Annotated in this window: 13 protein-coding genes; 3 read left to right on the forward strand and 10 right to left on the reverse strand. The window is 63.3% G+C overall.

Annotated features, from left to right (window positions below; all coding sequences use genetic code 11):
• Positions 1–38: 38 nt before the first annotated feature.
• From FHS84_RS19935 to cobA, 6 genes are all read right to left on the reverse strand, one after another.
• Positions 39–2,309, reverse strand: a complete 2,271-nt coding sequence (locus tag FHS84_RS19935; protein WP_166937298.1) for an FG-GAP-like repeat-containing protein — start codon at positions 2,307–2,309, stop codon at positions 39–41.
• Between the two features lie 533 nt (positions 2,310–2,842).
• The gene (pepN, locus tag FHS84_RS19940) at positions 2,843–5,458 is read right to left on the reverse strand and encodes an aminopeptidase N (protein WP_166937299.1); all 2,616 of its coding nucleotides are present in this window, start codon (positions 5,456–5,458) and stop codon (positions 2,843–2,845) included.
• A gap of 184 nt (positions 5,459–5,642) precedes the next feature.
• Entirely contained in the window at positions 5,643–6,155 is a 513-nt protein-coding gene (locus tag FHS84_RS19945; RefSeq protein ID WP_166937300.1) for a PAS domain-containing protein, read from the reverse strand.
• A gap of 21 nt (positions 6,156–6,176) precedes the next feature.
• A complete protein-coding gene (locus FHS84_RS19950) occupies positions 6,177–6,707 on the reverse strand; it encodes a hypothetical protein (protein WP_166937301.1) in 531 nt (176 codons plus the stop codon).
• 83 nt (positions 6,708–6,790) lie between these two features.
• The gene (locus tag FHS84_RS19955) at positions 6,791–7,321 is read right to left on the reverse strand and encodes a PAS domain-containing protein (RefSeq protein ID WP_166937302.1); all 531 of its coding nucleotides are present in this window, start codon (positions 7,319–7,321) and stop codon (positions 6,791–6,793) included.
• A gap of 68 nt (positions 7,322–7,389) precedes the next feature.
• Positions 7,390–8,241: a uroporphyrinogen-III C-methyltransferase gene (gene cobA / locus FHS84_RS19960; protein ID WP_166937303.1), complete on the reverse strand. Its 852-nt coding sequence runs from the start codon at positions 8,239–8,241 to the stop codon at positions 7,390–7,392.
• Positions 8,242–8,387: 146 nt separating this feature from the next.
• Here cobA and FHS84_RS19965 point away from each other — a divergent pair, with 146 nt between their 5' ends.
• A complete protein-coding gene (locus tag FHS84_RS19965) occupies positions 8,388–9,881 on the forward strand; it encodes a phosphomannomutase/phosphoglucomutase (protein ID WP_166937304.1) in 1,494 nt (497 codons plus the stop codon).
• A gap of 269 nt (positions 9,882–10,150) precedes the next feature.
• On the opposite strand, the gene FHS84_RS19970 is transcribed toward FHS84_RS19965, so the two are convergent.
• From FHS84_RS19970 to FHS84_RS19985, 4 genes are all read right to left on the reverse strand, one after another.
• Entirely contained in the window at positions 10,151–10,774 is a 624-nt protein-coding gene (locus tag FHS84_RS19970; RefSeq protein WP_166937305.1) for a hypothetical protein, read from the reverse strand.
• A gap of 51 nt (positions 10,775–10,825) precedes the next feature.
• The gene (locus tag FHS84_RS19975) at positions 10,826–11,293 is read right to left on the reverse strand and encodes a VOC family protein (protein ID WP_166937306.1); all 468 of its coding nucleotides are present in this window, start codon (positions 11,291–11,293) and stop codon (positions 10,826–10,828) included.
• Between the two features lie 118 nt (positions 11,294–11,411).
• The gene (locus FHS84_RS19980) at positions 11,412–12,179 is read right to left on the reverse strand and encodes a tetratricopeptide repeat protein (protein ID WP_166937307.1); all 768 of its coding nucleotides are present in this window, start codon (positions 12,177–12,179) and stop codon (positions 11,412–11,414) included.
• A gap of 71 nt (positions 12,180–12,250) precedes the next feature.
• Entirely contained in the window at positions 12,251–13,675 is a 1,425-nt protein-coding gene (locus FHS84_RS19985) for an aminotransferase-like domain-containing protein (protein WP_166937308.1), read from the reverse strand.
• A 176-nt stretch (positions 13,676–13,851) separates the two neighbouring features.
• Between FHS84_RS19985 and FHS84_RS19990 the strand changes: the two genes are divergently transcribed.
• On the forward strand, positions 13,852–14,235 hold the full coding sequence (locus FHS84_RS19990; protein ID WP_166937309.1) for an OsmC family protein: 384 nt from the start codon (positions 13,852–13,854) through the stop codon (positions 14,233–14,235).
• Positions 14,232–15,419, forward strand: coding sequence for an MFS transporter (locus FHS84_RS19995; protein ID WP_166937310.1), 1,188 nt, complete (start codon positions 14,232–14,234; stop codon positions 15,417–15,419). Before FHS84_RS19990 ends, FHS84_RS19995 begins: the two co-directional genes overlap by 4 nt.
• Positions 15,420–15,421: the final 2 nt, after the last annotated feature.

Raw genomic sequence — 15,421 nt, forward strand, 5'->3', positions numbered from 1 at the left:
CCCCGAGCCGCCCGCGCGCCCCACAAAAAGGACTTGGATTACCCGGCGACCGCGTGCCAGCCGGTGCCCGGATTGACCGAAAGGACGCTGTTCGACAGCACCGACGTGCCGCTCATCGTCATGGTCTGGTACTGGCCGTTCGAGGTGCTGCGGAACAGGATGTCGCTGAAGCCGTCGCCGTTGTAGTCGGCCACGCCGCACGCATTCCACGTCGAGCCGAGATTCTTCGAGACGTTGCCGCTCGAGGCCAGGACGGTCGAGCCGTCCATGAACCACACCGCCGCCTGACCGGTGGAGGTGTTCTGCAACAGGATGTCGGACTTGCCGTCGCCGTTGAAGTCGCCGGTGGTGATCGCCTTCATGCTGCTGCCCGGATTGGACGACAGTACCGTGTCGGACGTGACCGTGTTGCCGTCCATCTGCCAGATTTCGAGTGCGCCGGTGGAGGAGTTCTGCCACAGGATGTCGGCTTTGCCGTCGGCGTTGAAATCGCCGGTGGAAATCACCTTGAAGCCGGTCGGGGCCGCGGTCGCGACCGGTCCCACCGAGGTCACGGTGCCGCCGTTCATCTGCCAGACCTGCAGCGCGCTGCCGTTCTGCAGGATGAGATCGCTGCGGCCGTCGCCGCTGACGTCGCCGGTGGCGACCACTTGCCAGTTCACGTCGGGATTGGAGACCGATGCGGTCGCGGTCTTGGTGGTGCCGCTCATGGTCCAGATCTGGATCGCGCCGGTCACCACGTTCTGCCACATCAGATCGCTCATGCCGTCGCCGTTGAAATCGCCGGTGCGGATGTTGGTGAAGTTGGAATTGGGCGCGGTGAAGTTGGCCGCGGCGATGCGGGTGGTGCCGTTCATGGTCCACACCTGCGCCGAGGTGTTGCCGTTGATGGCGAGCAGGATGTCGCCCTTGCCGTCGGCGTTGAAGTCGCGCTGGACGAGTTTGGCGGTCGAGGCCGGCGGGGGCGTCGTGACCGGCGGCGGTGTCGTGACCGGCGGCGGGGATGTGACGACGGGCGCCGAACTGACGGTGTAGGTCTTGTCGGAGAATTTGAGGGTTTCGATGCCCGACAACAGATCGGTGCCGGTGCCGCTGCCGCTGACGCTCAAGCTGCCGTCGGCATTGTAGGTCAGCGTGTAGGCGGAGAAGCTGCCGGAATAGATCACCGTATCGTTGCCGCCGTTGCCGGTGAGGATGTCGTTGCCGCTGCCGCCGGTGAAGGTGTCGTTGCCGGAGCCGCCGATCACCGTGTCGCCGTCGTTGTTGCAGATGACGGTCGTTGCGCCGTTTCCGGACACCAGCCGGTCGATCTTGGTGTCATAGGCGATGGCGATGTTGTGCGTCATGCCGGTGGTCGACGAGTAGGTGCCGGGATTGAGGTTGATGTACGCGGTCTGCGAGAAGCCGGAAATGTCGAGCGTGTTGCCCGTGCCCTTGTCCCACAGCGTGATGACCGGGGTCTTGTTCACGGTGAAGTCGAAATACTGCTTGATCGAGGCGTCGACGTTGCAGTTGAAGCCGAAGGTCTGACCGCCGGAGAGCGGCGTCGTGGTGGCCACGCCGTAAAGCCGCTGGATCGCCAGGATGTCGAGCGGCATCCAGGTGGTGGGATAATGGCCCGCCCAGTTGGTGCCGGAGACCGGATCCTGCGAGGAGTAGGTGCCCGCGGTGCCGGGATTGATGTACGACATCAGCGAGTACTGGCGGTTGTCGTAGGCGCTGTATTGCTGCGAATAGGTGTTGACCGAGCCGTTGTACGCTCCGGCGTGGCCGAGGCCGAGGGCATGGCCTTCCTCGTGCAGCAGCGTTTCGACGCCGTAACCGCCGTAGCTCGAGAGCCCGCCGCTGATCGAGAAGCAGGCCTGGTGGGTGTCGAGCGAAATCGGCGAGGAGGTGATGGTGCCGAGCGTCGTGCCGCCCACTTTGTCGGCGCCGCTGGTGGCGTTGTAGATCGTGTAGGTGTAGGCGCCGCCGTCGCTGCCGCGCCGGAAGGTGATCTTGGCTTTGGTGGAGTCGGTGGTCTGAACGAAGCTGATGTTGGCGACCGCGGCCCACAGCGCCAGACCGCTGGAGAGTTGGAACTGCTCGCTGGCGGACCACTTCGAACCGGGATCGAAGTAGTAGGTGACCGTGCCGCCGGAGGTGCCCGCGGTATTGGCGCCGAACTTTGCGGCCTTCACGTAGGCAGTGTTGTACGTCGGCGGCGTATTTCCATTCCAACCCCAGTAGGAATACTGGGTCAACGTCCCGTCGGCTTTCACGCCGCTGATGAATGCGACTTCGTCTTGCTGGGTTGGAGTGGTAGGCATCGGTTCGCCTCGTTCGGTTGCGTGTGGAAGTGTTGGTTGTTTTTCGCTTCCAAATTATTGAAGCGCCACGCGACCGCGCGTCGTTCGTACTATCCCCTAATGCCACGTAAGCCCGTGCAAAAAAGCGTGTGTTTCCAAGCGAAAACACGCTTGTCTGCAACGCTTCCGATTTCAGGATTGTTTGTTCTGCCGCAATCGTGAGGCGTCTCGCCGCAGTAATCGGCTGTGATAAAAGCCCTGATAATTAAGGCGAAATGTATGAACTACGTAGGTGTTTTCGAGGAGTTCGAAAGTTCGTATGCAGACTTTCGAAGGGTTCGAATTTCGGTCCGCTTTTGGTCACAGATGATGAGGATTTTATCGACCTGTCATTCCCGTTAGGGCAGGCACGGCGCGGCGGCGCGAATGCGGAAAAATAAACCGCGCGAAGCTGTGCTGCGCGCGGTGTTCGTAATCCGGAAATTTTTGCTGCCGATATCGAGGCCTCTTCCAGCCACGGCACTCGCGCCATGGCTGGAAGATAGCGATGGCTTCTAGGCCAGCATCTTCGACACGACTTCGAACATGTTCGACGACAGGCCCGGCGTCTTCAGGGTCGCTTCCAGTTCGGCGCGCATCAGCGCCTGGCGGGCGGGATCAAAGCGGCGCCAGGTCTCGAAGGCGCCGGCCATGCGCGCGGCGACCATCGCATTGACGCCGTCGAGCTGGCGGATGACGTCGCCGACCAGCGTGTAGCCAGAGCCGTCGGCGGCATGGAAGCGGAGCTGGTTGCCCGAGAAGGCGCCGATCAGCGCCCGCACGCGGTTCGGATTCTTGAGGTCGTAGTGCGAATCCTTCATCAGCGCCTTGACCCGCTCCACCGTATCGGCGCGCGGGCTCGTCGCCTGCAATCCGAACCACTTGTCGAGCACCAGCGCGTTCTTGGCGAAGCGGTCGTGGAAATGCGCAAACGCCTTGTCGGCTTCGGGCGAAGTCATGCGCGCCAGCGCCGCCAGTCCGGCCACCATGTCGGTCATGTTGGTCGCGGTGCGGTAATGGCGCGCCGCCAGATCCGCCGCGGCACCGTCGTCGGCCGCCGTGAGGAAGCGCAAGGCCGCATTGCGCAAGGCCCGTTTACCGGCCGATGCCGCATCGGGCGAGAACGCCGCGGTGTCGGAGAGTTTGCCGTAAAGCGCGTCGAAGGCGCCGCGATGGGCCGCGGCGACGGCGCGGATCAGCGCCACGCGGGCGGCATGGATGGCGTCGGGATCGACCACGTCCATCGCCATGGCGATTTCGCTTTCGAGCGGCAGCGACAGCATATTGGCGGCGAACGCCATATCGTCGAGTGCACGCTCGAGCACCGGTCCGATGGCCGCGACATAGAGCGGATCGGGCGCGGCGCCCTTCATCATCGCCAGTATCGCGGTGCGCGCGGCGGTCTGTCCGGCTTCCCAGCGATTGAAGCTGTCGGGATCGTGCGCCATCAGATGGGTGCGATCCGCGGCGCTCTGCTCGATCCGGAACTCGGCCGGTGCCGAGAAGCGCCGTCCCATCGACACCAGCGGTTCTTCTTCGACACCGGTGAAGACGAAGGTCTGCTGCGGCGCCGTCAGTTCGAGCACGCGCTCCTCCGGGCCCGGCGCGTTGTCGCCTTCGAGCGTCAAGGGCAGGGCGCGGCCCGACTTGCCCACCATTCCCAGCCGCACCGGAATGTGCATCGGCAGCTTTTCCGGCTGGCCCGGCGTCGGCTTCAGCGCTTGGGCGAGCGTCAGCGCATAGGTCTTCTTGGCGGCATCGTAGTGTCCGCTCGCGGTGATGGTCGGCGTGCCCGCCTGCCGGTACCACAGACGGAATTGCGCCAGATCGCGCCCCGTCGCGTCTTCGAAGCACTTGACCCAGTCTTCCACCGTGGCGGCCTGGCCGTCGTGGCGGCTGAAGTAGAGATCGGTCGCCTTGCGATAGGCTTCGTCGCCGACCAGCGTCTTCAGCATGCCGATGACCTCGGCGCCTTTTTCGTAGATGGTCGAGGTGTAGAAGTTGTCGATGGTGATGTAGCTCTGCGGCTGCACCGGGTGCGCCAAGGGGCCGGCGTCTTCCTGGAACTGCCTGAGGCGCAGCGCGCGCACGTCCTCGATGCGTTTCACCGCCTTCGAACGCATGTCGGCGGAGAAGCCCTGGTCGCGGAACACCGTGAAGCCTTCCTTGAGCGAGAGCTGGAACCAGTCGCGGCAGGTGATGCGGTCGCCCGACCAGTTGTGGAAGTATTCGTGTGCCACCACGCCTTCGATGCGGGCGTAATCGTCGTCGGTTGCGGTTTCCGGCGAAGCCAGAAGCACGCGGTCGTTGAAGATGTTGAGGCCCTTGTTCTCCATGGCGCCGAAATTGAACGCCGACACCGCCACGATCATGAAGATGTCGAGATCGTATTCGCGTCCGTAGGCCTCTTCGTCCCACTTCATGGCGCGCTTCAGCGAATCCATCGCATAGGTGGCGCGCGGCTCGTTGCCGTGTTCGACGAAGATCTTGAGATCGACGGTGCGGCCCGACATGGTGACGATCGAATCTTCCAGAACGCCGAGATCGCCGGCAACCAGGGCAAACAGATAGCTCGGCTTGGGGAACGGATCGTTCCACACCGCGAAATGCTTGCCGTTCGCCAGATCGCCTTTCTCCATCAGATTGCCGTTGGAGAGCAGCACCGGATAGAGCTTTTTGTCGGCTTCGATGCGGGTGGTGTAGACCGCAAGCACGTCGGGGCGGTCGAAGAAATAGGTGATACGGCGGAAGCCCTCGGCTTCGCACTGGGTGCAGAACAGGCCCTTGGCGGTATAGAGCCCCGACAGCAGCGTGTTGTCGGCCGGCGCGATTTCCGTCACCACGTCGAGAATGAATTTGTCCGGCACGTCCGGGATGGTCAGCAGTTCCGGCTCCAGCGTGTACTGGTCCGGCTTCAGGGGGTGGCCGTCGATCGCCACCGACACCAGTTTCAGCGCTTCGCCGTTGAGCACCAGCGGCGCGCCGGCGGCACCGGTCCGCACCATGCGCATCCTGGCCGCGACTCTGGTCGCCTGCGGGTCCAGGAAGAAGTCGAGGGCGACTTCCGGCACGCGGAAATCGGGGGCGCGGTAGTCCTTGAGATGAATGGCGTGAGGTTCGTCGGTGCGCATGCGAAATGTCCGTTCCGAAAGCGCTTTTTGGGAAAGCGCGTGAAGACAAAAATCTGCGGCACGGTATAGATCGCTTGGCCAGACGTGGGAACCGGTTTTCGCGAGGGGGCAGGCGCGCGCGGGCGGCCGGGCGCAGCCTCGTTCCGGCGCTAATCTCCCGCTGACGTTACGGTTTTTGCGCGACTCAACCCAGCGGCTGCGAGACGTAGGACGAGAAGGTCAGCACGTAGTCGACGGTCGCGTCATCGGCGCCGAGCGGCAGCAGCAGGTTTTCGCAATGGGTGAAGTTCACGCGGGTCACGTCGCGGCCGACCTTGCCGCGCCGGGCGAGCGGCTCGCCGGTATCGGCGACTTGTCTCAGGAACGGGATCACGAACGCGCCGAAACCGGGCTCGTCGTAAACGAGGTCGGACAGCCGCCGGTTCTGCAACGGCACGCCGTAGCTCATGACGATGGTGTCGCCGACGATGCGATAAACGAAATCGTCGCCGTCGACCTTGATGAGGGACACATAGCGCAGCAGCGTGGCGATTTCGCGCGGCCGGATGTCTTCGCGCGCCGGAAAGCGGCGGCCGCCGCATTTGCTCTTCCAGTACTCGTAGCCCAGACGCAACGGCTCGCTTTCGAGACTGCTGAAAGCGATGTCATGGAAAACGGAACTCTCTGGAATGCATCTCGTGAAAGACTGCAGCGACATCTCCGCCCCCATGTCCGCGTCTCAGCTTCCGGTTTCTATGCGCGTCAGCACGTCTTGAGCGTCGTGCGCGAATTCGGCTACTTCGGTCGGCATGTCTTCGCCCGATTTGCGTGCCCAGCCGACCAGTGCCGTTGCGATGCGTTCGAGCGCGGGCGCTGCGGCGATCAGCCGGGCCTGCCGCTCGACGCGGCTCGGATTGAGATCGTATTCGGCGCCCGGCACGCGCCAGCCGCCCCAGTCCTGTTCGCCGGTGACGACCACCGGATAGGTGCCCGGCACCGGATGGCGCGAGCAGTCTTCGGTCGGCTGCCACTTGTTGCGAGCGCGGATGACGCGCCAGCGTTCGCTCTGCGACTGCAGCTTTTCCGGAATGGGTTCTTCCTGCTGCAGTTCTTCGGCGACGAAATCGCGCCCGAGTCCGCAGTCGTAGACGACACGGATCGGCTCATCGAGGCCTTTGGTCCAGTGCGGCACGACACGTTCGACGAGAGCCCATGTGCCCACGGGCTTCACGTAGACGCGCTGATTCTTGTGGAACTGGGCCTTGGCCATTCCATCTCTCCGTTCGGGCGCCGGATTGTAAGCGCTTGCCCTTTAATTGCGGGTTAATCTCTGCGGCGGAGGTGCGGCGCTTTTCACGCGGCAGCCGCAGGGCGTGTGCCCTCGCCGTGACAGCAGAAGGCGACGAGATGATTGACCTTTTCGTGTCCCAGCGGCAGCAGCACAACTTCGGAATGCCGGAATACGACGGCGGTGGAGTCGCGGCCTTCGACCGCGCGCCAGGCCCGCGGTTCGCCGGTGTCGACCACCCGGCGGAAGATCTCGAAACAGCGTTCGATGAATTCGGGGGCTTCGTAGGCGATGTCGCTGAAGCGGCGGTTCTGGATACGCACGTTGAACGCCTGCACCATCACGTCGCCGACGATGCGGTGTTCGAAATCGGCACCGCCGTCGATCACTTTGAGCAGCGACATGTAGGCGAGCAGCTCCGCTATATCCCGCGGATTGAGATCTTCGCGGGCCGGAAAAGGCCGGTCGCCGCGCGCTTTGCGCCACCACCGCACACCCGCCCGGAGCGGTTCGGCGTGGAGATCGTTGGGATCGATCCATTCGTAGGTGGCGTTCGGCGGCAGCGGCGACGAGATGTCGTCCAGCGTCTGCAGCATCGCAATTCCCCGCAACTAAGCGGACGCGACTATGCCGCAGGCTTGTTAATTGGATGTAAAAGGAAGCCTCAGCCGGCCCGGTCCAATGGTATGGGCTGCGGTGGTGAAGGTATGCCCGCGAGCCAGTTCATGCCGTCGCGCAAATCGACATTTTTACCGATCACCAGGATCGCCGGCATGACCGCGGTCACCTCGCCCAGTCGTCCGAGGGTTGTCGTCTGGACGGATTGGTCGGGCAGGGAGGCTCGGCTGACCACGGCCGCAGGTTCGTCGGCGTTGCGCCCGGCGGCGATCAGTTTTTCCGCAATCACCCCGGCGTGCTTGGTCGCCATGTAAAGCACCAGCGTCGGCGAGCCGTGCGCGATGGCATTCCAATCGAACTCCGGCAGTTTGCCGTCGGCGCCATGACCGGTCAGGAAGGTTACCGCGTGTCCCGTGTCGCGATGGGTCAACGGAATGCCCGCATACGCGAGCCCGCCGATCCCTGCCGTCACGCCCGGCACGATGCGGAACGGCACGCCGGCGGCGGCGAGGTCGAGGGCTTCTTCGGCGCCGCGTCCGAACACCAGGGGATCGCCGCCTTTGAGCCGCAGCACGCGCTTGTGCTTGTGGGCGAGAGCGACCAGCGTGCGCGATATCTCGGTCTGCTTGCAGGAGCGCATTCCGGCGCGTTTGCCGGCGAACACCAGTTCCGCGCCCGGCCGCGCCAGCTTGAGCAGGTCCTCATTGGCGAGGGCGTCGTACAAAATCACGTCCGCTGCGCTTACGGCATGAAGTCCGAGCGCTGTGATCAATCCGGGATCGCCGGGACCGGCGCCTGCGAGCCAGACCCAGCCGGGTTCGAAGGCGGGTAGCCCAAGGGCCGCGGCCAGTTTCTCGATCGCCGCGCGTTCGGCCGCATTGGTGAGGTCGGACGTCATTCATCAATCCCGAAATGTAAAATACATTGTACCACCTTTATGCGCGGTAAAATAGAGGTCTTTCATGGGAATGTCGCGACTTGGCGTTCAATTCAAGGCCGCATTGCGTTAGACAACGGACCGCCACCTTGGAAACCAATAATCCCATGCTGAAACCCCGTACCGACCTGAAGCCCAACACCTTCGAGAACGAGATTTATCCGCTGATCACCCCCAACGGCTTCCGCGAGTACGATGCCCGCTGGCTGTTCGGCAAAGAGATCAATCTCTTGGGCGTGCAGGCCCTCGGCCTCGGCCTCGGCACCTATTACCAGCAGGAAGGCGTCAAGCGCGTGGTCACCGGCCACGACTACCGCTCCTACGAGCTTTCCATCAAAAACGCGCTCTGCCTCGGCCTGATGCAGGCGGGCTGCGAAGTCGTCGACATCGGTCTGGTGCTGACGCCGTGCGCCTACTACGCGCAGTTCGCGCTCGATTGCCCGGCCGTCGCGGTGGTCACCGCCAGCCACAACGAGAACGGCTGGACCGGCGTCAAGATGGGCTGCCAGAAGCCGCTCACTTTCGGACCCGACGAGATCAACCGGCTGAAGGACATCGTCCTCAACAACAAGGGCGAGGAACGTCCCGGCGGCAGCTACACCTTCGTCGAGAATTTCATCGAGACCTATCTCGAAGCCGTCACCAAGGGCCACAAGCTGTCGCGTCCGATCAAAGTGGTGGTGGCGACCGGCAACGGCACGGCCGGTCTGTTCGCGCCGGAAGCGCTGCGCCGCATCGGTGCCGATGTGATCGAGGTCGACACGTCGCTCGATTACAACTTCCCGAATTACAACCCCAACCCCGAAGACCTGCACATGCTGCATGCCATGTCGGACGCCGTGAAGAAGTACGGCGCCGAGCTGTGCGTCGGCGTCGATGCCGACGGCGACCGTTGCGGCGTGGTCGACGACAAGGGCGAGGAGATCTTCGCCGATAAGGTCGGCGTGCTGCTGGCGCGCGATCTCTCGGCCAAGGTGAAGAACGCGCAGTTCGTCGTCGACGTGAAGTCGACCGCGATCTACACCATCGACCCGATCCTGAAGGCCAACGGCGTCAAGACCGATTACTGGAAGACCGGCCACTCCTACATCAAGCGCCGTACCGCCGAGCTGGGTGCCACCGCCGGCTTCGAAAAGAGCGGCCACTATTTCTTCAATCCGCCCTACGGCCACGGCTATGACGACGGCGTCCTCGCCGCCATCGCGGTGCTCGAAATGCTCGATCACGCCGGCGGCAAGAAGCTGTCAGACCTCGAAGCGACCCTGCCCAAGACGTGGTCGTCGCCGACCATGGGCCCGTACTGCGCCGACGATGCCAAGTACAATGTCGTCGCCGCGATCACCAAGGAATACGAGGACCTCAAGGCCAAGGGCGGCAAGATCCTCGGCCAGGCCATCGCCTCGATCGTGACGGTCAACGGCGTGCGCGTGACGCTGGAAGACGGCACTTGGTGCCTGGTGCGCGCTTCGTCGAACAAGCCGTCGCTGGTGGTGGTGGTCGAAAGCCCGACGTCGGACGAAGCCATGCACGCGATCTTCAAGGACCTCGACGCCCGCCTGTCGAAGCACCCCGAAGTCGGCGAGTACGACCAGAAGATCTAGTTTCTGCCCCCGCGGGCGCCTCCGTTTTCTGCCCCCACGGGCACAAGATAGTCGACGCCGCACATGGACCGTGGGGGAAGTGATCCGAAGGATCGAAGGGGGCTTACATACAAAAAAGGGGGCGGTTCATCCGCCCCCTTTTGCTTTTGAGTGCACATTATCTTCGCGGACTCGCAGCAAAGCCGGACGGAGGAGGCACTCCGCTCCCATTTGTCTGTCGTGGCTCGCAGTGGCGGGCATGACACCAAACCTGATGGCTATAGCTGAGGTCAGGTTTGGTGGTGCAGATAGTAGTTCGCACCAACCATGGCGATGGCATAAAGGAACGGAAGAAAGACCGAGAGCACGCGGCTCATCCGCGTATCGGACTCGGTCAGGAGTTTGATGTAATAGGCCACTACCAGCGGCCAGAGGACGATGTTAATCAGTGTAAAGATAATCGCGGCGGCATAGTCCCCTTTGTCGCAACGGGATTCATTGCATGCCGTGAAAACAACGCGCCCGAACGCCATCCCCAGTACGATGCCGACCGTCAGATAATCGCGCAGTGCCGCTGGAATGACGATCGACCAATGAAAGGCCCATTTGAGGAACGCCACGATGGTTTCGTCCAGAACGAGACGGACCACCGGTACGACTGTTTGGTTCCACGCCAGGATCAGCGCCTGGAAAATCCCGGACCAGTCGATATGGATATAGTGGCCACAGAATATCAGCAGCGAGCACGCCCCCAGAATCGAGGCGATCTGCTGATACGCGAACCAACCCAGACTGAAGCCGTGTTGTTTTTCGTCGCTTGCCATCGCATTGCCCCCCGCAATCGCATGGCAAAATGCCTCGTACACCGGGCCGCAGCGATGTGGCGCAATGGCACGAGTGATGTTCAATTGCATTCCAGTGAGCCATGGTAGCCCACCACTTTGTTCCGGCCTACGGCTTTGGTCTTACTGCCAATCCCGCGCCTCGATCTTCAGTCCGGTCGCTTTTTCCGCTTCTTCGCGGCCGACCTGCCGCACGAACTGCGCGAACGTCCAGATATGGCCTTCGGGATCGCGGGCCCGGTAGGTGCGGTCGCCGTAAAACTGCTCCTGCGGCTCTTGCAGGATGACGGCGCCCGCCGCGCGCGCCGTTTCGCAATGTGCCTCGATGCCGTCAGCCACGCGGACATGGAGGTTGGTCGTGTTCCTGCCGCCGGTCTTGCCGGGCGCCGCGAAATCCTGGTTCCACGGTGCCCCGACATAGAGGAGCCCGTCGCTGTATCGCATCTCGGAATGCACGAGCGTGCCGTCCGCATCCGTGATCCGCATCACGGTCTCGAAGCCGAACGCCTTTTCCAGCCAGTCGAGCGCGGCGCGCGGATTTTCGTAGAATACGGAGGCGGTGAACGCAGGACGGCGGAACGGGTCTTCCATGGCGTCTGATCCTCTGCCGGCTCGGCAAAGCTTTGCCGGAGGAACGGCGAAGATCAACGCCACAGACTGTGTGGACTTGCGGTCCACACCGTTCGCGCTGCAGGACGCGGTTCGCAGTTCAGGGCACCATGCCGAGTTCGCGGAAACGGTCGCCGTGTTCCACTATGTTGAGCGATTGCCGCAGATCTTCGGCGTCGACCTTCGTGCTGCCGAGCCGGACTTCTGCGAGGCGGCAGACATAGGCGCCGGTGATCCCGATGAACGCCTTTTCCTTCACCAGATCGCAGTCGGATTTCACGTCGGCGAATTTGCCTTGCCGGTATTCGATGGTCAGCCAGCCGGCATAAGCGTCCTCCGCGGACTTGTCGGCATCGATGGCTTTCTGGCAGTCCGATAAGGCGCTGGCGTAATCGTCGTCGTAGAGCGCATGCGCCAGACAGCGCTGGCCCTGGTATTTCGGCAGCGGTTCGAGCGAGGCCATCTGGTCGTAATCGTTCAGCGCATCGTCGTAGCGTTTGGCGGCGATATAGGCCTTGGCGCGGTTGCGGCGGGTGTAGTTGCCCAGTTGCCGGACTTCGCGCAGATCGGGCAGTTCCTTTATCTTGCGCAAGGCCTCGGAGAACATGCTGATCGCCTTGTCCAACTCATTGAGGTGCATGTACTGCACGCCCATATTGTTGAACGCATCGTTGCGGACATTGGGCGGAATGTAGTCCATGCGCAGCACGGCGCGGCAGGCCTCGATGATTTCTTCCGGCTCGAGCGGCCCCACCTTCTGCAATTGCAGGCAACGATCCCAGATTTCCTCTTCGGTACGCGCCGAAGCCGGCATGGCGACGGCCGCCGTCAGCGCCAAAGCGGCAATACCGCACGCGATGATTTTCATAGTGCCCCCCGTCGAGCGCATCGCGCCCGTCGGAACCGCTTATAGCACATTCCGGGCTGGGCGGGGGTGTCCTACTTCGCCAGTTTCCCCAGCCTGGCGATCGCCGCTTCGACGCGGTTCGACCAGAAGGCGGCATTGACCCGGATGCAGTTGCGATATTGATCGCCGAGTGTGAACATCGCGCCGGGGGCCACCGCGATGCCTTCCTTCAGCGCCCGTTCGTGCAGCGCCAGTCCGTCGGTGCCGGCCGGCATTTCGATCCACAGCACCGATCCGCCTTCGGGCCGCGTGACATGCGTGCCTTTCGGGAAATGGCGGCCGATGGCGGCCCGCATCTGTTCGACTTGGCGCACATAGGCTTTGCGCAGCGTCCGCAGATGGCGGTCGTAGCCGCCGTTGGTGAGGAACTCGGCGAGCGCAAGCTGCGTCGGCGACGGCGCGGCGACGCTGAAGCAGGCTTTCAGGGCTTCGATCTTCGCCTGGAAGCGGCCGGGAACGATCCAGCCGACGCGATAGCCCGGCGCCAGCGTCTTGGAAAACGACGAGCACAGCAGCACCAGGCCTTTTTTGTCGAATGCCTTGCAGGTGAAGGGCCGTTGCGGCGCGTAGCCGAGATCGCCGTAGACGTCGTCCTCGATCAGCGGAATGTCGTGGCGCGCCAACAGCTCGACCAGCGCGCGCTTGCGGTTGTCCGGCATCACGCCGCCGAGCGGATTGTTGAAGGTGGCCAGGATCAGGCAGGCGCGCACCGGCGTCTGGCGCAAAGCATAGGCGAGCACGTCGACGTTGAGGCCGTCGCGCGGCGAAGACGGGATTTCCAGCACCTTCAGCCCCATGCCCTGAATGGACGCGAGATAGGTGTGATAGACCGGCGAGCCGATCGCCACGGTGTCGCCGGCGCGGCAGGTGGCTTGCAGCGCCAGGGTGACGCCTTCGACGCCGCCCGAGGTCACGATGATGTCTTTGGGCGAAAAGGTGCAGCCGCTTTCCGGCGACCGCCGCGCGATCTGCGTCCGCAGCCGCTCGAAACCGGCGGGCGGCGAATAGGAAACGCTTTCGTGCGGAAACAGCCGCATCTGGGCGGCCATGATCCGGTTGAGTTTGGCGATCGGCAGCAGCGCGGGATTGGGCGCGCCGCCGCTGAGCTGCACCGGACACGGGCGGGCGAGATTGCGCCGGATACGCCAGATCCGCGGGCCGAACTCGACCGTCTTGGCCGCCAGTTCGTCGTCGTAAGGGCGTGCTTCCGGTTCGGGCGGGCGGCTGCGGACGTAATAGCCCGATTGCGGCCGTGCTTCGACCAGACCGGCGTTCTCCAGCCGCGCATAAGCGCCCATGACGGTATTGATGCTGACGCGCAGATTTGTGCTCAGTGTACGGATCGATGGAATGCGTTCGCCGGGACGGTAGGCGCCTTGTTCGATCTGGCGCCCGATCCGTTCGGCGATTTCCTCATACAGCAGAGGCTCGGAATCGGTTTTGCCGGCATGGTCCATCGCGGCAGCAGTCTAGCGCGGCATCTGGGTGGATGACAGATGCAGTTTTCGCACAAACCCATGGGTACAGTTTCGGCGCGGCCCGACTGTCGCCATGCGGAAAATGCCCCTTTGCGTCTACAGCGCGCCGTCCGCTCCCCCTAGACAGAGGCCGAAACCAAACGGGAAACACACCCATGTACACGGCTATCGTCGAGAACAACGGTTCGCAGCAGTACCGGGCAACATCGCGCGGCTACGAGTTCGTGATGGGGCAGAGCGGCGCCAATCCCATCGAGACTTTGCTGGCGGGGCTCTGCGCCTGCGTTTCTCATCATGTCCGCGACCGGCTGATCGAGAAGAAGATCGCGTTCTCGAAGTTCGCGGTCAAAGCCGACGCCGAACTGGTGGCGGACGGACTTTCGATCGCCCGCATCGTTCTTGCCATCGAGGTGCGCGGCGCTGTCGTGACGGCGGCGCAAGGCGACGACCTTATCGAGCAGTCGCGGCAGTGCCCGCTCTACGGCACCCTGGTCAAAGGGACGGTGATCGAAATCGGCTGCAAGTCGGTCTCTCCATGAACACCGCGGTTGTCCGGGCGAACATGGCCTCGTTCGCACTCGCCTATCTGCTGTCGGCCTTCGGCTACGAATTCCTCGCTTTCGTTCTGACCGTGCGGGTCTACGAATTGACGGGGCACGCGGCCGATGTCGGGGTGTTCATGGCGGTCTCGTTCCTGCCGCGCGTATTCTCGCCCTTTTACGGCTCGCTGACCGACCGCTACCGGCGCAACCGATTGTTCTGCGGCGCCTGCCTTGCCACGGCTCTGTTGACGCCGCTGTTGGCAGGGCAGGCGACCCTCGCGGGCCTCTATGCGGTGTGGTTCGCCGTTTCGGTGCTGGCGATGGTTATCCTCAACCTGCGTTCCACGGTGCTGACGCTGGTGATGAGCGAGCGCTATCGTCCGCATGTCAACGGTCTGGTGCTGGTGTTCCTGAATGCCGCGCGTTTGGCGGCGCCGGTGATCGGCGGCATAGCGGCGGCGCTATGGTCCTCGTCCGGCGTGCTGTCGCTATGCGCCGTGGTCTATGTTGGCGCCGCCGCTGCGGCCCTGTCGCTCCGGCTGGAGAACGTTCGCCGTCCCGCGACGGCTCTGTCGGGCATCGTTGCCGATCTCGGCCGAGGGATAAGGGCTATCTGGCGCGATGGCGATCTGATGGCGTTGGTGTCGGTGTCCTGCGTGTGGCGCCTGTGTTTCGGATTCCAGAACGGTCTCCTGGTAATCTATGTCGTGCAGGGGCTGGGCAAGGACGGTATCGCTTTCGGCATCATGACCTCGGCGATGGCGGCCGGCAGCATCGTGGGCTGCATTCTGGGATCGTTTCTCGGCCACAGTTTTGCGCCCAATCCCGTCATGAAGATCGGCATGGCGGCGAATTTCGTCCTGACCGGTGCGCTCGGGGTGATTGCGTCCTATCCGCTGGCGCTCGCCTGCGTGGTCGGCGCGAACGCTGCGCTCTACGCCGCCGCGGTCGCCGTCCATGTGGCGCGCGACCGGGTAATCCCGGCCGATTGCCGCGGCCGCATTCTCGGCTGCAACACGTTGATCTCTGCCATCCCGGCGCTGATATCCATGCTCGCCGGCGGCTGGCTGGCCGACGTGATCGGCATTCGGATGCTGTTTGCCGGCGCCGGTGTGGTTGCGCTGATGGGATTGACCGCCTTTACGCTGTCGCCGCTGGCGCGCCGTCCGGCTCCGGCTTGAGG

This window comes from Rhizomicrobium electricum (assembly GCF_011762045.1).
GTDB classification, from domain to species: Bacteria; Pseudomonadota; Alphaproteobacteria; order Micropepsales; family Micropepsaceae; genus Rhizomicrobium; species Rhizomicrobium electricum.